Below are 21,388 nucleotides of genomic sequence, written 5' to 3' on the forward strand. Positions count from 1 at the left end.
GATTCGAACCTACGACCAATTGGTTAAAAGCCAACTGCTCTACCAACTGAGCTAACGACCCAATGCGGGGCGCATGATACTGATTTGATTGATTAAATCAACTTTTTTAGGAAAAGAATTTTAGAAATAGCGAGTCGGATCCGTGACGCCAGCTTCTTGGAAGCCCGCCGCGCGCAAGCGGCAACTGTCACACTTGCCGCAGGCGCGCCCCTCGTCGTCGGCCTGATAGCAGGAAACGGTCATGGCGTAATCGACCCCCAGCCGGACACCGGCACGAACGATCTCCGCCTTGCTCAGGTTCTGCAAAGGCGCGCGAATGGCAAAGCCTTGCCCTTCTACCCCAGCCTTCGTGGCGAGGTTGGCCATGCGTTCGAACGCTTCCACGAATTCAGGCCGGCAGTCGGGGTAACCAGAGTAGTCGACTGCATTGACCCCAATAAAAATGTCCCGAGCACCCAGCACCTCTGCCCACCCCAGCGCCAGCGAAAGAAATACGGTATTGCGGGCAGGCACATAGGTGACAGGGATTCCCTCGCCCGTCTCTTCCGGCACCGCGATGCTGGCATCGGTAAGCGCCGAGCCGCCAATACCATCGAGATTCATGCCGATGACCTTATGCTCGATCACGCCCAACTGTCGAGCGACGCGCTCTGCAGCCTGCAACTCGGCGCGATGGCGTTGACCATAATCGAAGCTCATGGTGTAGCAGGTGTGTCCTTGTACCTTGGCCATCGCAACTACGGTTGCAGAATCGAGCCCGCCAGAGAGAAGAATCACGGCTTTCTTGTCAGTCATTACACCTACCTATCGAAAACAACGGCGCACCATGAAAAAACGAAGGGCGCTCCCAACGGATCAATGACCGGGTGCGTCGGCCCAAAGGATCTTATGCAGCTGAAGCTGCAGTCGCACCGGGAGGTTGTCACTGACGATCCAGTCGGCCAGCGAGCGAGCATCGACTTGACCGTGACTGGGCGAAAACAGCACTTCGCCCACACGGGCGTCCAGCCTGTATTCGATGAGTTTGGACACAGCCCAGTCGTAATCCTCGCGCGAGCAGATCACGAACTTCACTTGGTCATTGCCTGTTAGCTGACCGATATTCTCGTACAGGTTTCGCCCCATTTCGGCGGAGCCCGGCGTTTTAAGGTCAACGACTCGACTCACCCGTTCGTCTGTACCGGAAATATCCAGCGCGCCACTGGTCTCCAGGGACACCTCGTAGCCGGCATCACAGAGGCTGCGCAACAGAGGAAGGCAATTGGGTTGAGCCAGGGGCTCACCGCCAGTGACGCAGACGTAGCGAGGTTTAAAGGAAGCGACCCGCTTAAGAATCGCCTCGAGCGGCATGACCTGACCGCCGCTGAACGCGTAGGCTGTGTCGCAGTATTGACAGCGCAGGGGGCAGCCGGTCAGGCGGACGAATACAGTGGGCAATCCACTGGTACGCGTTTCCCCCTGCAACGAGTAAAAGATCTCGGTAATTCGCAGGGTATCTTGCATTATCAGCCACGGGCGTGACGGCTAAACAGGCCATCCGCCTCCGTTGCGGGAAAGGGGCGGCGATTCTAACGAAAAAACCCGCCAAGGGGCGGGTTTTGTTCAACAGCCGCGACCGGCATCGGGCTTATCGATTCAGCTGACGCTGAGCCAACTGCGCTGCCGAGCTATTCGGATAATCAGCAATGACCTGACGCAGAATGCCGTTGGCCTTGTCCCGGTTGCCCAGACGTATCTCGACGTCAGCCAGCTTGTACAGCGAATCCGGCACCTTATTGTGCTGCGGATACGCCTGACTGACCTTGGCAAAAGCCTGGCCGGCTGCCTGCAGATCGCCCTTGGCGAGGTTCACCTCGCCCAGCCAATACTGCGCATTACCGGCGTATGGACTGCTGGGATACTTGCGCAGGAAGGCGGAAAAAGCCTGGCTGGCCTTCTCGAAATCCTTTGCCTTGATCAGATCAAATGCGGCGTCGTAGTACAGCTTCTCCTTTTCAGGATCAGCCGACTGACTACTCGCCGCGCCTTGCATTGGAGCGCCTGCTGGCACCCGTACAGACTCGCCGACATTCGTTGCATCGGCGGTTGAAGAATTCTGGCTAGCCGATCCACCTGATGAGGCGCTCGACAAGCGACTGTCCAAATCCTGATAACGCTCCAGCCCTTCTTGCTTCAAGCGCTGGATCTCGTTCTGCTGCACTTCCAGCATACCGCGCAGCTGCGCGATCTCTTCCTGCATCTGCTGCAGCTGAACGAAGAGCATACCCTGCGCCGAGGACGGAGCAGACGCTCCGCCCCCGACATAGGCACCGCCCGTATCCGCCCCGGAGGAGTAACCCGACTCAGGCGCACCACCTTGGGTTTGCGAGTCGTATTCCACCACCGGGACCTGAGCTGCCGCGAACAGCGGCAGACCAAGTGCAATAAGCGTCAGCGCGTAACGGTGCTTGAGCATGGCTTATTACTTACGCAGTTCAACGCGACGGTTCTGGGCCCAGGACTGCTCGTCGTTGCCCATGGCAACCGGACGCTCTTCGCCGTAGGAGACCAGTTCCAGCTGAGCAGGAGACACGCCCTGCAGAACCAGGTAGCGCTGAACAGCTTTGGAACGACGCTCACCCAGAGCCATGTTGTACTCGCGAGTACCACGCTCGTCGGTGTGGCCTTCCAGCACTACACGGTTGCCCGCGGACTTCAGATCCTTGGCATGAACGTCCAGAGCGCGCATGGCCTCCGGCTTCAGGTCAGAACTGTCGTATTCGAAGTAGAAGGTAGTGATGGCGCGCAGAGCGGCTTCTTCGCCGCTCATGCTGCCGTCGACGGCACCGCTGTCAGCGCCATAGCCAGCGTTCGGATCAATGGCGGAGGAACCTTCGCCAGAGTCATCGCCACCCTTGGACGAACAACCAACAGCTACGGCCATAGCCAGAGCCAGCGCAGCGAACTTACCGAATTTCAGCATTTCCATGTGTAACAACCCCAGGTGTGTGTTTTTGGTTAGGTAAAGCGTTGATACCGCATCAGTTCAGGTAAGGGGACCACGATGGCTCACGGACTTCGCCTTGAGCAGTAGGAAGCGGGAGCCTAACTCGACCATTAATGGATGCGAGCATCAAGACTCCCCGGCCCTGCTGGCGGGTCGCGTAGATTAGCATGGTGCCATTAGGCGCAACAGTAGGCGACTCATCTAAACTCGTGTCAGAGAGCAGCCGCAAATTGCCGCGCTGCAGGTCCTGCGCCGCTACCTTGAAGTTGGTATAGCCCTCCTGACGATGAATCATGACCAAGGTCTTCTCGTCTGCGGAGAGTTTCGGATTGGCATTGTAGTTGCCCACGAAGGTAACCCGTTCGGCATTGTTGCTACCCAGACTTTGCTTGTAGATCTGAGGTTTGCCGGCACGATCCGAGGTGAAGTAAATAGTCCGACCGTCAGCGCCCCAGAAAGGCTCCGTATCGATCGCATAGTGATTGGTGAGCCGCTGCAGCTGGCGCGACCCGAGGTCCATCACATAAATCTCCGGGTTGCCATCTTTCGATAGCACGAATGCCAGACGATTGCCATCCGGTGAGAATGCCGGCGCACCGTTGAGCCCTTCGAAATTGGTGACCTGCTCACGACGACCGGTATCGATGTGCTGCATGAAGATGCGGGGGCGTTTCTGCTCGAACGAAACGTAGGCAATACGGCGGCCATCCGGCGAATAGCGTGGTGACAGAATCGGCTCTCGAGATTGCAGCAAGGTCACCGCGCGCGCGCCATCGTAGTCGGAACGCTGCAACGTGTAGCGCGTGTTTGCCCCCCCAAGGCGTTCAACGGTGACGTAAAGAAGCCGTGTCGAAAATGCACCCTTGATGCCTGTGAGCTTTTCAAAGGCCTGATCAGCAGCGTAGTGCGCCATGTCGCGCAGTTGGTCCTGCGCCCCACCCACGGTGCCCGTCATGACCTGCTGCTCAGTGGTGACGTTGAACACCTCGTAGCGTATCTGCAGCTTGCCGGCGGAGGGCTCGATATTGCCAACCACGACGTACTGAGCACCCAGCGCCTTCCAGTCACGAAAAATGATCTCACTGCCGCGAGTTGGCAAGCTGATCATGTTCTGCTTCGGGATCGGCTGGAAGACGCCGGTATTGCGCATGTCGTTGCCGATGATTTCGGCCATGTCTTCAGGCAGTACAGTACCGCCTTGCCAGCCAAACGGTACGACCGCGATCGGAATCGCGCGATCGGTACCACTGGTAACCACAATATTCTTTTCCTGCGCCACGGCACTGCCCAGCACAAATAAAAGAAGAACGACAAAACCTCGAAGGTAATTGATCACAACGCTAGATCCTCAGGCGTAAATGTCATCATGAACGAGCGATACGGCTGAAACTCCTGAGCAGAAAGCCCCTGCATCTCGGTCAGCCGACCAATATTCTTTACTGCTGCGACCGCGGAATTATCGAAGGGCGAATCACCGCTCGAACGCGAAACCGTCACGCCGGTAATGGTGCCATCCGGCAGCATGTTGACCCGTAGCGTAACCGACATGTTGTTTCGTGCCGATGGCGGCCGTGTCCAACCCTCTGCAGCACGCATACGAATCAGATCATCGAAGTTGCCGGCCACCTGATCGCCCTGCGTATCCGCCATGGCCTGTTGCCGCTCCGTATCTTCGGACAGCAGCTCGGCCAGCGCTTGCGCTTTCTTATCTTCAGCCGCCTTGCGGGCGGCCTCGGCGGCAGCTTTTTTCTTCGCCTCTTCCGCCGCTTTTTTCTTTGCAGCTTCGGCTGCCGCTTTTTTCTTCGCGTCTTCCGCCGCTTTCTTTTTCGCGGCCTCGGCAGCTGCCTTCTTCTTCGCGTCTTCCGCAGCCTTCTTCGATTCTTCAGCGGCTTTTTTCTTCTCCGCCTCGTCGGCTGCCTTTTTCTTGGCAATATCCGCCTGTTTCTTCTGCTCGGCCTTTTTAGCCTCTTCGGCCTTCTGAGCTTCAGCAGCCTTCTTGGCGGCGTCGGCCTTCGCTACCTCGGCCTTTCGAGCCTCCTCGGCCTTTTTTTGTTCCGCAGCTTTAGCTGCAGCCTGCTTTTGCTGCTCGACCTTGCGCTGCTCCATCTGCTCGGTTTCGTACTGCTTGGCAGCGGTTTTCTGCGCCTCGCCGGCAATCTTCTGGTTGGTCTGGGTTTTCGCCTGGCTTTGGGATTTGAGTTGATACAGGGTGGCCTGAACGATCGGCTTGGACGGTGGTAACTCGGGCGTCATGGCGAAGCTGACGAACAGCATGCCAAAGATGATGACGTGCAAGCCCACCGCCAGAATGGTGGGCCAGTAGAGGCTCTCAGAGCGCGAACGTTCCGACTGTTGCATCAAGGCGCCTCGGTGATCAGGCCGACGTTACCCACACCGGCTTCCTGCAGTCCACCCATGGCCGACATAACCGACCCGTAATCCACTGCCTTATCGCCGCGCACGAAGACTTGCACCTGCTTACCCTGGCTGCGGTTCTGGTTCATGATCGCAGTGACCGCCTTGGTCATCTCGTCGAGCGTCAAGGCCTTGTCCTGCGCGGTTTCGGTGTCCACCTCGCTACCGATATTCCAGTAGTAGCTCTTATCCGCCTTGATCGAAATGGTCAACACGCGCGCATCGTTATCCTGAGGCAGGACTTCGCTGCTGACCTTGGGCAGGTCCACCTTCACGCCCTGATTGAGCATCGGCGCGGTCACCATGAAGATCACCAGTAGCACCAGCATCACATCGATGTAGGGCACCACGTTCATCTCGGCGACAGGTTTGCGTCTGTTGCGAATTCTTGCCATGGCCTGTGGGCCTCAATCTTCTGTGGTGTGGACTTTGCGATGAAGGATCGCCTGGAACTCATCGGCGAAGGTGTAATAGCGGCCAATGAGCATTTCGCCACGCGCCGAGAAGCGGTTGTAGGCGATGACCGCTGGAATCGCTGCGAACAGACCGATGGCAGTGGCGATCAGCGCCTCGGCGATACCTGGCGCCACGGTGGCCAGGGTCGCCTGCTGAACCTGCGCCAGGCCGCGGAAAGAGTTCATGATGCCCCAAACGGTACCAAACAGGCCGATATAGGGACTGGTGGAGCCGACAGTGGCGAGGAACGGCAAACTCTGATCCAGCTTCTCTTCCTCACGGGAAATGGCGACGCGCATCGCGCGGTTCACACCATCCATCACTGCATCTGGATCCACGCCCTGCTGCTGGCGCAGACGGGAAAATTCCTTGAAGCCGGCCCGAAAGATCTGCTCGACGCCGGAATCCGGGTCCGGGTTGCTGCCCGCCTGACGATACAGCTTGGAAAGATCGATTCCCGACCAGAAACGTTCCTCGAAGGTGTCCAGCGAACGTTTGGCGGCCCGCAGCATATTGCCGCGCTGAAAGATGATGATCCATGAAGTCACCGAGGCGCCCACCAGGATCAGCATGACCAGCTGAACCACAAAGCTGGCGTTGCTGATCAGGCTCCACATGGACATATGATCGACGTTGGCTTCCACGCTTACTCTCCTGCTGGGGGTAGACCCGACCCGACGAAAGCTGCACGCAGCGCTTCGGGAATGGGGCGGGGTTTCAAACTCTCGGTGCGCACACAGGCCACCACGAACTGCCCTTCGCAGAGCAGCAGATCATCCTTCGCTCGCCGCACCTGCTGTTTGAAACGCAGGCTTGCACGCTTGGTCTCTACCACTTCGGCGGACACCAGCAATTCATCGTCAAGCCTCGCTGGCGCGTGGTAACGCGCTTCGCTGGAATGCACGACGAACAGCAGGTCTTCACCCACCAGCTGCGACTGGGCGAAACCCAGGCTGCGCAACCGCTCGGTACGGGCCCGCTCCATGAACTTGAGGTAATTGACGTAGTAAACGATGCCGCCCGCATCGGTGTCTTCGTAGTAGACGCGACACCGGTGAGAGAACGGTTGAGCATGTGATTCCGCGCGCATACTAGTGCCAGGCCCTGCAAATGCCAATTGGGTGAAACAACAATATTTTTGTCACGCTGTGTCATTGTCGAAAAGGTCGCCTACTGGCGAATCGCCCAGGCGTTTCGGCAGGTTCAGACCGAAATGCAGATAGGCGTGACGAGTGACCACTCGCCCTCGCGGTGTGCGCATGATGTAGCCCTGCTGAATCAGGTAGGGCTCGAGAACATCTTCGATGGTATGACGCTCTTCGCTAATCGCCGCCGCAAGGCTGTCGATGCCGACGGGGCCACCATCGAACTTCTCGATCAGGGTCAGCAGCAGTCGCCGGTCTTGATGATCCAGACCACGCTCGTCGACATCGAGCATGTTCAAGGCGAGATCTGCAGTCCCCTGGGTAATCTCGCCATTGCCACGAACTTCAGCGAAGTCGCGAACTCTGCGCAGAAGCCGGTTGCCGATACGCGGCGTACCGCGGGCGCGACGGGCTATCTCTAGCGCGCCGGCGGCTTCGATAGGCAAGCCGAGGATGCCCGCGGAACGTGTGACGATCGTTGCCAGATCGGCCGTGGAGTAGAACTCGAGACGCTGTACGATTCCGAAGCGGTCGCGCAGCGGATTGGTAAGCATACCGGCACGCGTGGTCGCACCAACCAAGGTGAACGGCGGCAGGTCGAGCTTGATCGAACGCGCCGCCGGCCCCTCTCCGATCATGATGTCGAGTTGAAAATCCTCCATCGCCGGATAGAGTACTTCCTCCACGATAGGTGACAGTCGATGAATCTCGTCGACGAAGAGGACGTCGCCTTCCTCCAGGTTGGTCAGCAACGCAGCGAGATCGCCCGGACGCTCGAGAACCGGCCCTGATGTGCTCTTTATCGATACACCCATCTCTTGGGCAATGATATTGGCCAGGGTGGTTTTGCCGAGCCCTGGCGGGCCGAAAATGAGCGTGTGATCCAAGGCCTCCTTGCGCGCCCTGGCGGCACGGATGAACAGATCCATCTGTTCGCGCACGACCGGCTGCCCGATGTAGTCAGCCAGACTCAGCGGGCGGATGGCGCGATCGAACTGCTCTTCGCGGTCACGGCCGGTAGCGGTAATCAGACGATCAGCTTCGATCACTAGACCATTCCCTTGAGTGCACGGCGGATCAGGTCTTCACTGCTCAAATCGTCTTCCTGTACGGCAGATACTGCACGACTGGCCTCCTGAGGTTTGAAGCCCAGGGAAATCAAGGCACTCACAGCATCATTCTCGGCGCTTGAGACTGCCACAACTCCACGAGGTTCCACCACCAAGGTAGCGATGGACGGCATGGTTTCCCACGCCTTGAAGCGATCCTTGAGTTCAACCAGTAAACGTTCGGCTGTCTTCTTGCCAACGCCGGGAATCTTCACCAGCACGGAGGTATCCTGTGCCTGGACACAGCGCACAAGCTCGTCCACCTCAAGCCCGGACATCAGCGCCAACGCCAACTTGGGACCCACGCCGTTGAGGCGAATCAATTCTCGGAACAGCTCGCGATCGCGCTTCTCGGCGAATCCGTATAACAGGTGCGCGTCCTCACGCACTACCAGATGGATGTGCAACGTCACCGTCTCGCCTATTGCAGGCAGACGATAAAGCGTGGTCATCGGCACCTCGACCTCGTAGCCAACGCCGTTCACGTCCAATATCAGGTGAGGCGGCTGTTTTTCAGCCAGGGTCCCGCGCAAACGTCCAATCACTGTGATACATCCTCTTTCGGCCGATAGTACGCAAGCAGACCGGTTGTTCTTTTTTTGTCAGCCCCTAGCGCGCCAGGCATGGGCATTACAGCCGCAGGCGCCCGCTTCGACGCTTGGCGCCGCTCAGGCCATGTGGAATCAGGCTCTGCCGATGATGGGCGTGACACAAGGCGATCGCCAGCGCGTCGGACGCATCGATCTGCGGCTTCTGCACCAGTTTCAGTAGATGCATGACCATCATCTGTACCTGCTGCTTGTCGGCCCCACCCGTCCCGGCAATGGCCTGTTTGACCTGAGTGGCAGTGTATTCGGCGATCTCCAGTCCCTGTTCCGCGGCAGCCACGATTGCGGCGCCACGTGCCTGCCCCAGCTTGAGCGCGGAATCCGCGTTGCGGGCCATGAACACCTGTTCGATACCCATGGTGACCGGGCCGTGCAAGCGGATCACCTCGCTGACGCCGGTAAATACCGCCTGCAGCCGGGCCGATAACTCACCGCTACCGGTGCGGATACAGCCTGATGCCACATATTCGCAGTTGCGACCGGTATCGCGTACGACGCCGTAGCCGGTGATTCGTGAGCCAGGGTCGATCCCCAGGATAAGCGTCATGCCATCGCCATTACTGTCTATTTATCCAGCCACCAGTATAAGGAGCTCCATGTGCCGCGACCAGCGACATAACGAATAGCCATGGCCAAACCGGCAAAAAGCCCAACAAAAAGCCGGAAGCTCCGAAGTCGCTTCCGGCTGCGTTGCTGCCAGCGGATCAGTCCAGCTGTTCCATGATCTCATCTGGAATTTCAGCGTTGTGGTAGACGTTCTGCACGTCGTCCAGATCTTCCAACGCATCGATCAGACGCAAGACCTTCTGGGCCGTGTCCAGGTCGCTCAGCGGCGCGGCGATCGAAGGAATCATTGCGATATCCGCCTCCTCAGCCTTGAAGCCTGCGGCGCTCAGCGCTTCGTTGACTGCATGGAAATCGGCGAAACCGGTCGACACTAGGGCGGAGCCGTCCTCACCCATTTCCACATCGTCGGCACCGGCTTCCAGCGCGGCTTCCATCAGCGCATCTTCGTCTACGCCCGCGGCAAAGCTGATCTGACCTTTTCGATCGAACATGTAGGCGACCGAGCCGTCGGTACCTAGATTGCCGCCGTGCTTGCTGAATGCATGACGGACTTCCGCCGCGGTACGGTTACGATTGTCGGTCATGGCCTCGACGATGATCGCGACACCGCTGGGCGCATAGCCTTCATAGGTCAGCTCCGCCATGTTGTCGGCTTCGTTGGTACCGGCACCACGGGCAATCGCGCGATCGATGGTGTCGCGGGTCATATTGGCGACCAACGCCTTGTCCACCGCAAGGCGCAGGCGCGGGTTGTCCGCAGGAATCCCTCCACTCTTCGCCGCAACGGTCAGCTCACGAATGAGCTTGGTGAAAATCTTGCCGCGCTTGGCGTCCTGACGCCCTTTCCGGTGCTTGATGTTGGCCCATTTGGAATGACCAGCCATAACTGCCTCCCTTTCTGATCAACTTTCATCTTGCTGAAACCAAGAGCCCAGGTTTCCCTGGGCTCCGGCGCCGCCGTCACTCGGCTTTCGGCTGCTCACGCAGGCGAATGTGCAACTCGCGCAACGCCTTGGCATCAACCGCCCCAGGTGCCTGGGTCATCACGTCCGCAGCACTCTGGGTTTTCGGGAAAGCGATGACTTCGCGAATCGACTGCGCGCCGGTCATCAACATCACCAGGCGATCGAGACCGAACGCCAGGCCGCCGTGCGGCGGCGCTCCATACTTGAGAGCGTCGAGCAGGAAGCCGAATTTCTCGTCCTGCTCGGCCTCGTCGATCCCCAAGATGCGGAATACGGTCTGCTGCATTTCCTTGCGATGGATACGAATCGAACCGCCGCCCAGCTCAGTACCGTTGAGCACCATGTCATAAGCCCTCGACAGCGCGCCGGCGGGATTGGCCTCGAGCTCTTGCGGCGTGCACTTAGGCGCGGTGAACGGATGGTGCAGCGCGGAAAGCGACCCGTCATCGTTCTCCTCGAACATCGGGAAATCGACCACCCACATAGGCGCCCACTCACAGGTCAACAGCTTCAGGTCGTGACCCAGCTTGATTCGCAATGCGCCCAACGCTTCGGAGACGATCTTGGCCTTATCAGCGCCAAAGAACACGATATCCCCATCGACCGCACCGACGCGATCGAGGATGACGTTGAGCTTGTCCTCCGGAATGTTCTTGACGATCGGAGACTGCAGTCCCTCGACGCCTTTGGCGCGCTCGTTAACCTTGATGTAGGCCAGACCCTTGGCGCCGTAGATGCCAACGAACTTGGTATAGTCGTCGATCTGCTTGCGCGGCATGCTCGCACCGCCCGGTACGCGTAGCGCAGCAACACGGCACTTGGGATCATTGGCCGGACCGCTGAATACCTTGAACTCGACCTGCTGCAACTGATCGGCGACGTCGACCAGCTCCAACGGAATGCGCAGATCCGGTTTGTCGGAGCCGTAACGGCGCATGGCTTCTTCGAACGGCATGTGCGGGAACTCGCCGAACTCAACGCCCAGCACCTCCTTGAACAGCTTGCGAACCATGCCTTCGGTGATGCCGATGATGTCGGACTCTTCGAGGAAGCTGGTCTCGATATCGATCTGAGTGAATTCCGGCTGGCGGTCGGCACGCAGGTCTTCATCGCGGAAACACTTGGCGATCTGGTAGTAACGATCGAAGCCGGCGACCATCAGCAACTGCTTGAACAGCTGCGGCGATTGAGGCAACGAGAAGAAGGTCCCAGGATGAGTGCGGCTGGGCACAAGATAGTCACGCGCGCCCTCAGGCGTCGGGCGGCCGAGGATAGGCGTCTCGACATCTAGAAAGCCGTTCTCGTCCAGGTAGCGGCGGATACTGGTGGTGATGCTCGAGCGCAGCTTGAGCTTTTCAGCCATTTCCGGGCGGCGCAGGTCGATGAAACGGTAGCGCAGGCGGGTTTCCTCGCCGACGTCGCTGTATTCGTTGAGGGGGAACGGTGGGGTTTCCGCTTCGTTGAGCACTTCCAACTCATACCCCAACACTTCGATCGCTCCCGATGCCATGTTCGGGTTGACCGCACCGGCCGGACGCAGGCGCACCTTGCCGGTGATCTTGATGACGTACTCGCTGCGCACCTTGTCTGCTGTAGCGAAGGTCTCGGCACGATCGGGATCGAACACCACCTGTGCCAGCCCCTCACGATCTCGCACATCGAGGAAGATGACCCCGCCGTGGTCGCGACGGCGGTGAACCCAGCCGCAAAGAGTGATTTCCTGGCCGTCCAGGCTTTCGTTCAACTGGCCGCAATAGTGGCTGCGCATCATGGTGAGGTTCGCTTCTCGTATCTTGGAAATTCGTTGGATCGCTCGATTCGCGACTGGACAGACGGCGTCATCGTGGCGCTGCGCCTGGATGTTGCTCGTCGGCATTGAAAGGCAGAGCAACCGGCACAGAGCGCGGCTCTACCCTTTACGGCAAACAAGCCGCCCGACACAAGCGCGGGATTATATCTACATAATCGCTTCGACGCAGCCGGCGCCGATAGTCTTGCCCAATGGAAGCGATCATCGACGGAAGTTGAAACCAACCGCACCCGATAGCTTCAAACCAACAGCCTGCTACTCGCGACGTAGCGCCACTCGCCGCAGGCATTCATTTTCTGGCATAACTGCAACCCACTCATCAAACGGGAGAAAGACCATGGAAATCAATATTGGTATTGCCGAGCAGGACCGCGCAGCTATCGCGGACGGTTTGTCCCGGCTGCTGGCCGACACCTACACGCTTTATCTGAAGACGCACAACTTCCATTGGAATGTGACGGGACCGATGTTCAACACCCTGCATACCATGTTCGAGACTCAATACACCGAACTGGCCGTCGCCGTGGATGACATTGCCGAACGCATCCGCGCCTTGGGCTTCCCGGCTCCAGGCACCTATGCGGCTTATGCAAAGTTGTCGTCGATCAAAGAGCAGGACGGTATTCCAACTGCTGAAGAGATGATCAAACTACTGGTTGAAGGACAGGAGGCGGTCGTGCGTACTGCGCGCGGCATTTTTCCGCTGCTGGAAAAGGTCAGCGATGAACCCACCGCAGATCTTCTGACTCAACGCATGCAGATCCACGAGAAAACCGCCTGGATGCTGCGCAGCTTACTGGCTGCTTGATACGAGACGGCGAACTACCTGCACCTCGGATAGTCGCGAAGGCAGCTATCCGAGGCAAACCAACCAAGCGCCCCTTCCAGCAACCCAACCCGCGCCACCCGTCATATTCCCCTCACCGCAAGCCATTTGAGTGGCGCCCTCCTTTACTGTTAAATACGCGCGCCGCAGGCGGGCACCATCAAATACGAGCGATCACTGCCCCACGCTCAGTTTCTATTTGCCCAACGCCTGCTGCTTTCTGTCGTGCCATTTAACTGTGAGTTATTCGAATGCTTAAAATTATCCATGTGTTAGTGGGCGTTGCGGCTCTGGCGCTGTCATTCATACCCAGCCTCACCGGCGCAATATCGCCCCTGCTGCAGCCCGACGCATTGTGTCTGCTGTTCCTGGGTCTGCTGAACGTACAGTTCGCCTCATCTGCACAGCTGAACATAAGCGGGCGTCGCCGCCCCGTTCTTCTGGCCGCAGCGGTACTGCTGATCGCCGCAGTCGTGATTCAGGCTGCAATATTGCTGGTTCCCGTCTCTGCCATTGCAGGCCAGCCAGCCATGCTTGTCAGCCTCATGCTGACCTTTGTTGCCGTACTGCTACAACTGGCCACCGCGCAAGCAGACGTGCGCGCAACCGGCCACATCCCAGCCCCAAAGGCCACTAAAGGTCAGCCCAAGCGCGCCGCGTCGCCCGCCCCCGGTCGCGAGACAGGCACGGTCAAATGGTTCAACACCTCGAAAGGTTTTGGCTTTATTTCAAGAGACAGTGGCGACGATGTCTTCGTCCACTTCCGGGCGATTCGAGGCGAAGGCCATCGCGTACTGGTTGAGGGCCAGCGCGTCGAATTCGCCATCATGATGCGCGACAAAGGTCTCCAAGCCGAAGACGTGGTCGCGACCCAGTCAGGCGAATAACCCGCCGCGTCAGATCCTTATCAATCTGGCGCTTTAGCTTCCGCCGCAACCTTGCTAATAGTGCGGCGGAGGCGCCTCATCCTCGTCGCCACCCATTCTGCTCTGTATCTCTTCCTGCCGCCTGGCCAGCATGCCCAACTGCGCCTGCAGTCGCTCGACCGTACGCTGCTGCGCAATCAGCACATCGTTCAAGGTCTGAATCGTATCGTCCTGAAACGCAAGGCGCGCCTCGAGATCGGTGATGCGTTGCTCCAGCTCCATAAAGTCACTCCGCAAAACGGAAATTGTCAGTGAGCACTAATTTCAGCTTCTGCCTGATAGCGTCAACCTGCGCGTCACTATACGGGCTCGCCGGATGATGTCCCCAGACAGGCGCTGGCCAGGCAACGTCACCCCGACGCCTGGCGATCACGTGCATGTGCAGCTGATTAACCATATTACCCAGCGTCGCGACGTTCATCTTGTCCGCGCCAAAGGTGTCTTTCAGTGTCTCGGCCAAGGCCGTTACCTCTCGCCACAGCGCCTGCTGATCCGCCGGATCCAGCTGAAACAGCTCACTGACCTCTTCGCGACGCGGTACGAGAATGAACCAGGGGTAATTTGCGTCATTCATCAACAGCAAGCGGCATAACGGAAAATCGCCCAGATTTAACGTGTCCTGCTCCAGCCGTGAATCGAGAACGAACATAACGGCACTCCTGCTCATATCGAAAATCAGCGCAACCACGATGCTGCGCATAACACCGGTTTAAAGAATACCCCAACGCCCCGCTAGCAACAGCAAGCCGAGGCGCACCAAGCCTGAGCACGGCCAACACACCGAAGCCCAGATTTAGAGCGAGCCAGCCGCTATGGGCAGCAAGAATCGCGGTGAACATCAGCTTTGCATTTTTGTGCACGGTTATTGCTTTGAAGTAAAAAAAGCACTAAACGAGGGGGGAGAAAAACACAAATAGCTGGGTTAAGCTTGCTGGCGCTAGTTTCCCCAGCTACACAGTAATTCTCGGAAACAAAATTCCAGGGCTTGCTGCAGGTTTCGACCAGCTAGGAAACAAGGACTGAAATTGAGCTTGTATACCGAAAATAAAGATGCCTCTTTCCGGCGCACGCAGGAAAGCAAGCACCAATTTGAAACCAAAGGAGCAATCACGATGAAAGTGATGAAGTGGAGCGTAATCGCAATGGCCGTTGCGGCCGGTACGTCGCAAATGGCATTGGCGTCCAGCCAGTCCGAGTCGGAAGGCTTTGTGGAAGGCAGCAGTCTGACAATCCTGAATCGTAACCTGTATATGAACCGTGATGCTCGCGACAACGGCTTCGGTGGTACCCCTGCCGCCAATGGCCAGAGCTATCGCGAAGCGTGGGGCCACGGCTTCATCGGCACCTTCGAATCCGGCTTCACTCAAGGCACCGTCGGCGTCGGCGTCGATGCAATTGGCCTGCTGGGCGTCAAGCTTGACAGTGGCGAAGGTCGTGCTTGGCCGGACATATTCCCACGGGACAGCGAAGGCAAGCCGCAGGACGACTATTCCTCAGCCGGCGCAGCAGTCAAATTCCGCGTTTCAGACACCGTACTGAAGTACGGCACTCAGTTCGTGGCCCTGCCGGTCTTTTCAACCGATGACGCCCGCCTGCTGCCGGAAACCGCGCGCGGTGGCCTCATCACCAGCAGCGAGATCGATGGGCTCGAGTTGAACGTCGGTCGCTTTACTGCACTGAGCGCCAAATCTGAAGCAGACCATGACTCCGTAGGACTAAAAGAGATCAACCTCGTCGGCGGCACCTACGCGTTCAGCGACAGCCTCAGCACCTCGCTGTACTACTCGGACGTAAAGGACGCTTTCGAGAAGTTCTACGGCAACGCCAATTACAACATGGGCCTTGGCGCAGACCAATCGCTGGCTTTTGACTTCAACATCTACCAGACCGAATACGATTCGGAGTTCACCGGTACTGGTAGCGACGAAGACAACACCATCTGGAGCCTTGCTTCTACTTACGGCATTGGCGCTCATAAGTTCACAGTCGCGTATCAAAAGTCGCATGGCGGCTACAATACCAATGGCTATGTCTATGGCGTAGACGGTGGCGGCACCGTTTGGCTAGGCAACTCAGTCCAATACTCCGACTTCTACTATGAAGACGAGCAGTCCTGGCAGGTCCGTTATGACCTAGACATGGCTGCCTACGGTGTTTCTGGTCTTAGCTTCATGACCCGCTACGTGAGCGGCAGTAACATCGACATGGGCGCTGGCAACTCCGACGCCGAAGAACGCGAATGGGATATGGAAGCCAAGTATGTCTTCCAAGAAGGCCCTGCCAAGGATCTTTCCCTGCGCGTACGCCAGGCGTTCTATAACGCCACCAATGGCCTGGATAACGACCTGAGCGATACCCGTCTGATCGTCGAGTACCCGCTGAGCATCCTGTAATACAGGCCCACCAGTTGTAGCTCGTGCAACACAGGAAGCCCGGCACTCGCCGGGCTTCTTCGTCATAGCAGCCCAGCCAGCCGATCGATTCTGTACGCCACCGTGGCGCCGCCGTACAATGCCGAGCCATATTCATCGCTCTGCAAGGACACAACGGCCCACATGCGCACCAGTCAGTTCCTGCTCTCGACCCTCAAAGAAACCCCTTCCGACGCTGTGGTCATCAGCCACCAGCTGATGCTGCGTGCCGGAATGATTCGCAAGCTGGCTTCCGGTCTCTATACCTGGATGCCGATGGGGCTGCGTGCACTGCGCAAGGCCGAGGCAATCGTCCGGGACGAAATGAACAAGGCCGGCGCGCTGGAAGTGCTGATGCCCGCGATCCAACCTGCCGAGCTCTGGCAGGAGTCGGGCCGCTGGGTGCAGTACGGCCCTGAACTGCTGCGCGTGAAGGATCGTCATGATCGTGAGTTCTGCGTCGGTCCGACGCATGAAGAGGTGATCACGGATCTGGCACGCAACGAGCTGAACAGCTACAAGCAGCTGCCAATGAATTTCTATCAGATTCAGACCAAGTTCCGCGACGAGATCCGTCCGCGCTTCGGCCTGATGCGCGGGCGTGAATTCCTCATGAAGGACGCCTACTCCTTTCATGCGGATCAGCAGTCGCTGCAGGAAACCTATGACCGTATGCACCAGGCGTACTGCAACGTTTTCACCCGCCTGGGGCTGAATTTCCGCGCCGTACAGGCCGATACCGGCTCGATCGGCGGCACCGGTTCGCATGAATTCCATGTGCTGGCCGAGTCCGGCGAAGACGATATCGCGTTCAGCGACAGCTCAGATTATGCCGCCAACATTGAAAAGGCCGAGGCCATCCCGCGCGAAGCCGGGCGCGGCGCCGCCACCGAAGAGCTGCGCTTGGTGGATACGCCTAACTGCAAGACAATTGCCGCACTGGTCGAGCAGTTCCAGCTGCCCATCGAAAAGACCATCAAGACACTGGTCGTGCGGGGTGCCGAGAAAGGCCAACTGGTCGCGTTGATCGTTCGCGGCGACCACGAGCTGAACGAGATCAAGGCGGCGAACCTGGCTGAGGTAGAAAGCCCCCTGGTGTTCGCAACGGAAGCGGAGATCCGTGCCACCATGGGCGCCGGCCCTGGCTCGCTGGGCCCGTTGAATCTGCCTATCACCTGCATCGTCGATCGTTCGGTCGCGCTTATGAGCGACTTCGCAGCTGGCGCGAACCAGGAAGATAAGCACTATTTCGGCGTCAACTGGGAGCGCGACCTGCCATTGCCTGAAGTGGCCGATCTGCGCAACGTGGTCGCTGGAGACCCGAGCCCCGACGGCAAGGGTACGCTGGTCATCAAGCGCGGCATCGAGGTTGGCCATATCTTCCAGCTCGGCACCAAGTACAGCGAGGCGATGAACTGCAGCGTCATGGGCGAAAACGGCAAGCCGGTGGTTTTGACTATGGGCTGCTACGGCATCGGTGTTTCGCGCGTCGTTGCCGCCGCAATCGAGCAGAACTACGACGACCGCGGCATTCTCTGGCCGGATGCGCTAGCACCGTTCCAGATCGCACTGGTACCGATGAAGTACGAGAACCAGGCCGTTCGCGAAGCGACCGATAAGCTCTACGCGGAACTCACCGCTGCCGGCTACGATGTGCTGCTCGATGATCGTGACAAAAAGACCAGTCCCGGCGTCAAATTCGCCGATATGGAGTTGGTGGGCATCCCGCATCGCATCGTCGTGGGCGATCGCGGACTTGCTGACGGCACGCTGGAATACAAGCATCGTCGTGATGCTGAAAGCCAGGCTGTGCCGGCCGCTGACATCCTCGAGTTCATCAATTCGCGCGCCAGTCGCTGACGGAAATCATGCTCAACCGAAGTGCTTCAACCTGCGCCATGCTTTGCATGGCGCTTTTTGTGGGTGGCTGCGCCAACCATCTGCCCCAACGCAGCGAACACGAAGCCCGTACCGAACGCAAGCTGCTTGACCACAGCCTGCGCATAGAAGTGGGTGCCCCGTTACTGGAATTGCCACAGCGGCGTGTTCGCGTGCTCGACCAGAAGACCTTCGAGGTCACCGATTTCGAGGTAACCCGCCGCTATGACCGCTATACGCCGTACCAGGCATGGCGAGAGCTGTACGAAATCCCACTGGGTAGCGTTGCGGTGGTCGCCGGAATAGGGGCCAATGTGCTCAACGTGGTCATGCTCGGTAACTTACCGGAAAGCGTTACTCGTGACTGGATCAGCTACGGCTTTGCGGGCCTTAACCCTTTCATCAATGTCGAATCCAATGGTCGCTCACAGCAGAACCTCGCCAGCCTCGACGAGCAACGCGGCGATGCTCGGCTTGAGTACTCCAGCCTGCCTTGGGCCGAGCGTCCGGTATTGGTCGTTGCAGGCCCCGAGACCCATGAGCTGAGTACCGACCGCAACGGCATACTGCGGTTGAATCTGCTGGATGGCCCATTCACCGACCAAGACATTAGCCAGGTCGGTAAACTCCAATTGCAGGTCGAAGATCCACAGGATGCGACCCGCGCCGACGCGATGTTGCTGGTCAGTCGCAACCTGCGTGGCAAGCTGCTCGAGGCCCACGACCTCATTTTCGACGATCTCGAAGGCGACGACGTCAACCAGTGGGTCCATCGCGTCAAACGACTCTCGGAGCTGGGGCTCGAGGAGGAAGCCAGCGAACTCGAGCAGAGCCTGATCGAACTGACCCACAACGATCCGGATCTGCAGCAGGAGTTTCTCCGTAGCCTGATGCAAGACGCTGGTCGCCAGGCCAGCGATCCGGGCGAAGACGACTGAGACCGCTCCCCAGTGAAAGCCCTACCCAGCCTATGGCTGCTGATGTTGATGGCTGCCTGGCCGATCTCTGCAGCTGTTCGCCAAGCACCCGAGCCGGAGCTGCGCGAGCTGATGCAGCGCACCGTATTGGAGGCCGAGAGCTTTGAGGATCGGTTTGACGCGGAAGTCTGGCTGCTGGACATGTCGACCCGTCTCAAACGCTACGTCCCCGATCCGCAAGAACGGCTGACGCTTTTGCGGCTGGTGCATCAGGAAGCTAGCAAGGCGGGGCTGAGACCTGACATGGTACTGGCGCTGATCCATGCCGAAAGCCGGTTCGACCGATTCGCCATTTCCAGCGTGGGCGCGCAAGGGATGATGCAAGTGATGCCATTCTGGAAAGCCGAACTAGGGCGCCCACAGGACAATCTCACCGACAACGCCACCAATCTGCGCTACGGCTGCACGATCCTCAGCTATTACCTGAAAAAGGAAAACGGTGATATCAATCGCGCTCTGGCTCGCTACAACGGCAGCCTCGGCAAACAGCATTACCCGGCGAAGGTCATCGGCTTCTGGCAAGACTTCTGGTACGTGAAGCCTTGATAGGCGCCTGCAGCAAAAAATAGCGCACTACCTTGTTTGAAAGCTTTAGACCTATCGCTCCAGCCGCTTCAGGTGAGTCTGGAGCCCTTCGGCAGTCTGCTCGCCAACCAGACTTTCGCGGACCGTTCCAGAGCCGTCGACGATGTAGGTCACCGGAAGTACCGTACTGCGAGGCAAGTCCAGTCGCTCGGCAGGGTCCACGCTGAGCACTCTGAAACCTATGCCCAGCGCGCCAGCCGCAGCGATCAATTCGTCCCCCTGAAGCCCGTCGAAATTGACCCCGAGCACGGTGATGTCGTCTCTCGATTGGTCCAGCGCGTTCAGCTCGGGAACCTCGGTACGGCATGGGCCGCACCATTCGGCCCAATAGTTGATCAACAACCACTGGCCTTCGAGTTGCTGCGACGTGACAGCGGCACCGTGTTGGTCGGGCCCCCAGTCTTCTGAGCAGCCAGCCAGCGTCAGGCTGATGAGCACACTGACTAGCCCAATGGATCGTTTGATCATCTTCGCTCCTTTGCGATGCCGAGCACCGGCTCGTTCATATCCGTCGCGCTTGCAGCCAGTCCGCGACACTACCACCGAACAGGCTGGCCTGCTCCTTCTCCAGCAGCTCCAGCGACTGCCGCAGCGTCGGATACCATAGCTCGTCCAGATGCTCCGGCAACGCGTGTCTGCCCGAGAGCGGCCAGGGATTACAACGCAACAATTGATCGAAGCTGTAATGGTTGAGATCGCGACATAGCACCCATCCGGATGACCCGGTCCGGCAGACGAGTTGCTCGCGCTCGAAGAACTCAAGGATCTCGTCCCACTCGTCCTCTGGCAGTTGCCAGCCATTTCGATGGGCGTCGCGCAGCCGCACCTCACGTCCAGCCAGTTGGCTTTCGTAAAGCACCCGCAGCAAACCGAGCATGACCAGCAGGCGCGGGACCGAGCGACGCCGCCATTGCTGGGACGAAGACATCCCGCATACCAGCTCCGCACCGAACAGCACGATCATCCAGGAAAGATAAACCCAGAGCAGGAACAGCGGCACCGCGGCGAAGGCTCCGTAGATCAGCTGATAGCTGGGGAAATAGCTGACATACAAACCGAACATCTGCTTGGCCGCCTCGAATAAAACCGCCGTGAAGCTACCTCCGACAATGGCGTGCCGTAGCGGCACCCGGGTATTCGGCACGGCGGCATAGATCAAGGTGAACGCAGCAATGCTGAGCACCAGTGGCATCGCTTTGAGCACGGTGCGTGCACCGATCAGTGCGTGCGGGCCGGAGATCAATGACAGCGAGGTGATGTAGGTGCTCATGGCGAACCCCGCACCCAGCAACAGCGGGCCGAGGCTCAGAATCGCCCAGTACAGAAGAAAGCTCGAGATGCCACGGCGTGGCTGACGCACCCGCCAAATCACGTTGAACGCTTTTTCGATGGTCAGGAGCATCATCAGTGCCGTCGCCATCAGAAAACCGACACCAAACCAGGTGAGCTGCCTTGCTTGATCCGTGAAGGCAACCAGATATTCCTGGATGGTTGCGCCCGTGGAGGGTATGAAGTTGCTGAAAATGTACATCTGGATTTGCTCGCCAACCCCCTGGAACGCTGGAATGGCAGACAGCATGGCGAAGGTCACCGTCATCATCGGCACCACCGCAAATAGCGTGGTGTAGGTCAACGCGGCGGCACTGTGTGGGCCGCGATCCGCCAGGAAGCGCTGCACCAGGAAACGGCCGAACTCTACGAAATCCTTGACTCGTTGCTGCATT

At 58.5% G+C, this 21,388-nt stretch carries 24 protein-coding genes; 6 read left to right on the forward strand and 18 right to left on the reverse strand.

Annotated features, from left to right (window positions below):
• Nucleotides 1-120 precede the first annotated feature (120 nt).
• The 14 genes from queC to aspS all read right to left on the reverse strand — a co-directional run bounded on the left by queC (nucleotide 121) and on the right by aspS (nucleotide 12,022).
• A complete protein-coding gene (gene queC / locus UF78_RS13955; protein ID WP_045162825.1) occupies nucleotides 121-795 on the reverse strand; it encodes a 7-cyano-7-deazaguanine synthase QueC in 675 nt (224 codons plus the stop codon).
• A gap of 60 nt (nucleotides 796-855) precedes the next feature.
• Complete coding sequence (queE, locus tag UF78_RS13960) at nucleotides 856-1,503, reverse strand: 7-carboxy-7-deazaguanine synthase QueE (protein WP_045162826.1); 648 nt, start codon at nucleotides 1,501-1,503, stop codon at nucleotides 856-858.
• Nucleotides 1,504-1,627: 124 nt separating this feature from the next.
• The gene (gene ybgF, locus UF78_RS13965; protein ID WP_045162827.1) at nucleotides 1,628-2,455 is read right to left on the reverse strand and encodes a tol-pal system protein YbgF; all 828 of its coding nucleotides are present in this window, start codon (nucleotides 2,453-2,455) and stop codon (nucleotides 1,628-1,630) included.
• 6 nt (nucleotides 2,456-2,461) lie between these two features.
• A complete protein-coding gene (gene pal / locus UF78_RS13970) occupies nucleotides 2,462-2,968 on the reverse strand; it encodes a peptidoglycan-associated lipoprotein Pal (RefSeq protein ID WP_045162828.1) in 507 nt (168 codons plus the stop codon).
• Between the two features lie 52 nt (nucleotides 2,969-3,020).
• Nucleotides 3,021-4,322, reverse strand: a complete 1,302-nt coding sequence (gene tolB, locus UF78_RS13975) for a Tol-Pal system beta propeller repeat protein TolB (RefSeq protein ID WP_045162829.1) — start codon at nucleotides 4,320-4,322, stop codon at nucleotides 3,021-3,023.
• On the reverse strand, nucleotides 4,319-5,344 hold the full coding sequence (gene tolA / locus UF78_RS13980; protein ID WP_045162830.1) for a cell envelope integrity protein TolA: 1,026 nt from the start codon (nucleotides 5,342-5,344) through the stop codon (nucleotides 4,319-4,321). Before tolA ends, tolB begins: the two co-directional genes overlap by 4 nt.
• On the reverse strand, nucleotides 5,344-5,796 hold the full coding sequence (gene tolR / locus UF78_RS13985; protein ID WP_045162831.1) for a protein TolR: 453 nt from the start codon (nucleotides 5,794-5,796) through the stop codon (nucleotides 5,344-5,346). The genes tolA and tolR overlap by 1 nt, the downstream gene beginning before the upstream one ends.
• Before the next feature lie 12 nt (nucleotides 5,797-5,808).
• Entirely contained in the window at nucleotides 5,809-6,501 is a 693-nt protein-coding gene (gene tolQ / locus UF78_RS13990; RefSeq protein WP_025241068.1) for a protein TolQ, read from the reverse strand.
• Nucleotides 6,502-6,503: 2 nt separating this feature from the next.
• Entirely contained in the window at nucleotides 6,504-6,947 is a 444-nt protein-coding gene (ybgC, locus tag UF78_RS13995) for a tol-pal system-associated acyl-CoA thioesterase (RefSeq protein WP_045162832.1), read from the reverse strand.
• A gap of 51 nt (nucleotides 6,948-6,998) precedes the next feature.
• Complete coding sequence (gene ruvB, locus UF78_RS14000) at nucleotides 6,999-8,051, reverse strand: Holliday junction branch migration DNA helicase RuvB (protein ID WP_045162833.1); 1,053 nt, start codon at nucleotides 8,049-8,051, stop codon at nucleotides 6,999-7,001.
• Nucleotides 8,051-8,656, reverse strand: coding sequence for a Holliday junction branch migration protein RuvA (ruvA, locus tag UF78_RS14005; RefSeq protein WP_025241065.1), 606 nt, complete (start codon nucleotides 8,654-8,656; stop codon nucleotides 8,051-8,053). The genes ruvB and ruvA overlap by 1 nt, the downstream gene beginning before the upstream one ends.
• 85 nt (nucleotides 8,657-8,741) lie before the next feature.
• The gene (ruvC, locus tag UF78_RS14010) at nucleotides 8,742-9,266 is read right to left on the reverse strand and encodes a crossover junction endodeoxyribonuclease RuvC (RefSeq protein ID WP_045162834.1); all 525 of its coding nucleotides are present in this window, start codon (nucleotides 9,264-9,266) and stop codon (nucleotides 8,742-8,744) included.
• 157 nt (nucleotides 9,267-9,423) lie between these two features.
• Nucleotides 9,424-10,170: a YebC/PmpR family DNA-binding transcriptional regulator gene (locus tag UF78_RS14015; RefSeq protein WP_045162835.1), complete on the reverse strand. Its 747-nt coding sequence runs from the start codon at nucleotides 10,168-10,170 to the stop codon at nucleotides 9,424-9,426.
• Between the two features lie 76 nt (nucleotides 10,171-10,246).
• On the reverse strand, nucleotides 10,247-12,022 hold the full coding sequence (aspS, locus tag UF78_RS14020) for an aspartate--tRNA ligase (protein WP_045162932.1): 1,776 nt from the start codon (nucleotides 12,020-12,022) through the stop codon (nucleotides 10,247-10,249).
• Between the two features lie 376 nt (nucleotides 12,023-12,398).
• Between aspS and UF78_RS14025 the strand changes: the two genes are divergently transcribed.
• Together UF78_RS14025 and UF78_RS23210 are read left to right on the forward strand one after the other, a co-directional pair.
• Complete coding sequence (locus UF78_RS14025) at nucleotides 12,399-12,869, forward strand: Dps family protein (RefSeq protein ID WP_045162836.1); 471 nt, start codon at nucleotides 12,399-12,401, stop codon at nucleotides 12,867-12,869.
• Between the two features lie 269 nt (nucleotides 12,870-13,138).
• Complete coding sequence (locus UF78_RS23210) at nucleotides 13,139-13,774, forward strand: cold-shock protein (RefSeq protein WP_045162837.1); 636 nt, start codon at nucleotides 13,139-13,141, stop codon at nucleotides 13,772-13,774.
• A 54-nt stretch (nucleotides 13,775-13,828) separates the two neighbouring features.
• On the opposite strand, the gene UF78_RS14035 is transcribed toward UF78_RS23210, so the two are convergent.
• Both UF78_RS14035 and UF78_RS14040 read right to left on the reverse strand, forming a co-directional pair.
• Nucleotides 13,829-14,035: a SlyX family protein gene (locus UF78_RS14035; protein WP_045162838.1), complete on the reverse strand. Its 207-nt coding sequence runs from the start codon at nucleotides 14,033-14,035 to the stop codon at nucleotides 13,829-13,831.
• 4 nt (nucleotides 14,036-14,039) lie between these two features.
• Nucleotides 14,040-14,462 (reverse strand): HIT family protein, encoded by a 423-nt coding sequence (locus tag UF78_RS14040; protein ID WP_045162839.1) that lies wholly within the window; start codon nucleotides 14,460-14,462, stop codon nucleotides 14,040-14,042.
• A gap of 463 nt (nucleotides 14,463-14,925) precedes the next feature.
• Here UF78_RS14040 and UF78_RS14045 point away from each other — a divergent pair, with 463 nt between their 5' ends.
• The 4 genes from UF78_RS14045 to UF78_RS14060 all read left to right on the forward strand — a co-directional run bounded on the left by UF78_RS14045 (nucleotide 14,926) and on the right by UF78_RS14060 (nucleotide 19,625).
• Nucleotides 14,926-16,206, forward strand: coding sequence for an OprD family porin (locus UF78_RS14045; RefSeq protein ID WP_045162840.1), 1,281 nt, complete (start codon nucleotides 14,926-14,928; stop codon nucleotides 16,204-16,206).
• Between the two features lie 162 nt (nucleotides 16,207-16,368).
• Nucleotides 16,369-18,084, forward strand: a complete 1,716-nt coding sequence (locus tag UF78_RS14050) for a proline--tRNA ligase (RefSeq protein ID WP_045162841.1) — start codon at nucleotides 16,369-16,371, stop codon at nucleotides 18,082-18,084.
• 8 nt (nucleotides 18,085-18,092) lie between these two features.
• Nucleotides 18,093-19,040, forward strand: coding sequence for a hypothetical protein (locus UF78_RS14055; protein ID WP_045162842.1), 948 nt, complete (start codon nucleotides 18,093-18,095; stop codon nucleotides 19,038-19,040).
• Between the two features lie 42 nt (nucleotides 19,041-19,082).
• Nucleotides 19,083-19,625, forward strand: coding sequence for a lytic transglycosylase domain-containing protein (locus UF78_RS14060; protein WP_045162933.1), 543 nt, complete (start codon nucleotides 19,083-19,085; stop codon nucleotides 19,623-19,625).
• A gap of 51 nt (nucleotides 19,626-19,676) precedes the next feature.
• Here UF78_RS14060 and UF78_RS14065 read toward each other — a convergent pair whose 3' ends face one another.
• On the reverse strand, nucleotides 19,677-20,132 hold the full coding sequence (locus UF78_RS14065; RefSeq protein WP_045162843.1) for a TlpA family protein disulfide reductase: 456 nt from the start codon (nucleotides 20,130-20,132) through the stop codon (nucleotides 19,677-19,679).
• A gap of 34 nt (nucleotides 20,133-20,166) precedes the next feature.
• Entirely contained in the window at nucleotides 20,167-21,387 is a 1,221-nt protein-coding gene (locus UF78_RS14070) for a virulence factor BrkB family protein (RefSeq protein WP_045162844.1), read from the reverse strand.
• Nucleotide 21,388: the final 1 nt, after the last annotated feature.

The sequence above is a fragment of the Stutzerimonas stutzeri genome (assembly GCF_000952685.1).
In the GTDB taxonomy this organism is placed as follows: domain Bacteria; phylum Pseudomonadota; class Gammaproteobacteria; order Pseudomonadales; family Pseudomonadaceae; genus Stutzerimonas; species Stutzerimonas stutzeri_E.

Excerpts from the sequence above, each read along its gene's own strand:
- queC (WP_045162825.1), bottom strand. The coding sequence starts at position 795 with ATGACTGACAAGAAAGCCGTGATTCTTCTCTCTGGCGGGCTCGATTCT.
- queE (WP_045162826.1), bottom strand. The coding sequence starts at position 1,503 with ATGCAAGATACCCTGCGAATTACCGAGATCTTTTACTCGTTGCAGGGG.
- ybgF (WP_045162827.1), bottom strand. The coding sequence starts at position 2,455 with ATGCTCAAGCACCGTTACGCGCTGACGCTTATTGCACTTGGTCTGCCG.
- pal (WP_045162828.1), bottom strand. The coding sequence starts at position 2,968 with ATGGAAATGCTGAAATTCGGTAAGTTCGCTGCGCTGGCTCTGGCTATG.
- tolA (WP_045162830.1), bottom strand. The coding sequence starts at position 5,344 with ATGCAACAGTCGGAACGTTCGCGCTCTGAGAGCCTCTACTGGCCCACC.
- tolR (WP_045162831.1), bottom strand. The coding sequence starts at position 5,796 with ATGGCAAGAATTCGCAACAGACGCAAACCTGTCGCCGAGATGAACGTG.
- ybgC (WP_045162832.1), bottom strand. The coding sequence starts at position 6,947 with ATGCGCGCGGAATCACATGCTCAACCGTTCTCTCACCGGTGTCGCGTC.
- ruvC (WP_045162834.1), bottom strand. The coding sequence starts at position 9,266 with ATGACGCTTATCCTGGGGATCGACCCTGGCTCACGAATCACCGGCTAC.
- UF78_RS14015 (WP_045162835.1), bottom strand. The coding sequence starts at position 10,170 with ATGGCTGGTCATTCCAAATGGGCCAACATCAAGCACCGGAAAGGGCGT.
- aspS (WP_045162932.1), bottom strand. The coding sequence starts at position 12,022 with ATGATGCGCAGCCACTATTGCGGCCAGTTGAACGAAAGCCTGGACGGC.
- UF78_RS14025 (WP_045162836.1), top strand. The coding sequence starts at position 12,399 with ATGGAAATCAATATTGGTATTGCCGAGCAGGACCGCGCAGCTATCGCG.
- UF78_RS23210 (WP_045162837.1), top strand. The coding sequence starts at position 13,139 with ATGCTTAAAATTATCCATGTGTTAGTGGGCGTTGCGGCTCTGGCGCTG.
- UF78_RS14035 (WP_045162838.1), bottom strand. The coding sequence starts at position 14,035 with ATGGAGCTGGAGCAACGCATCACCGATCTCGAGGCGCGCCTTGCGTTT.
- UF78_RS14040 (WP_045162839.1), bottom strand. The coding sequence starts at position 14,462 with ATGTTCGTTCTCGATTCACGGCTGGAGCAGGACACGTTAAATCTGGGC.
- UF78_RS14045 (WP_045162840.1), top strand. The coding sequence starts at position 14,926 with ATGAAAGTGATGAAGTGGAGCGTAATCGCAATGGCCGTTGCGGCCGGT.
- UF78_RS14050 (WP_045162841.1), top strand. The coding sequence starts at position 16,369 with ATGCGCACCAGTCAGTTCCTGCTCTCGACCCTCAAAGAAACCCCTTCC.
- UF78_RS14055 (WP_045162842.1), top strand. The coding sequence starts at position 18,093 with ATGCTCAACCGAAGTGCTTCAACCTGCGCCATGCTTTGCATGGCGCTT.
- UF78_RS14060 (WP_045162933.1), top strand. The coding sequence starts at position 19,083 with ATGTTGATGGCTGCCTGGCCGATCTCTGCAGCTGTTCGCCAAGCACCC.
- UF78_RS14065 (WP_045162843.1), bottom strand. The coding sequence starts at position 20,132 with ATGATCAAACGATCCATTGGGCTAGTCAGTGTGCTCATCAGCCTGACG.
- UF78_RS14070 (WP_045162844.1), bottom strand. The coding sequence starts at position 21,387 with ATGCAGCAACGAGTCAAGGATTTCGTAGAGTTCGGCCGTTTCCTGGTG.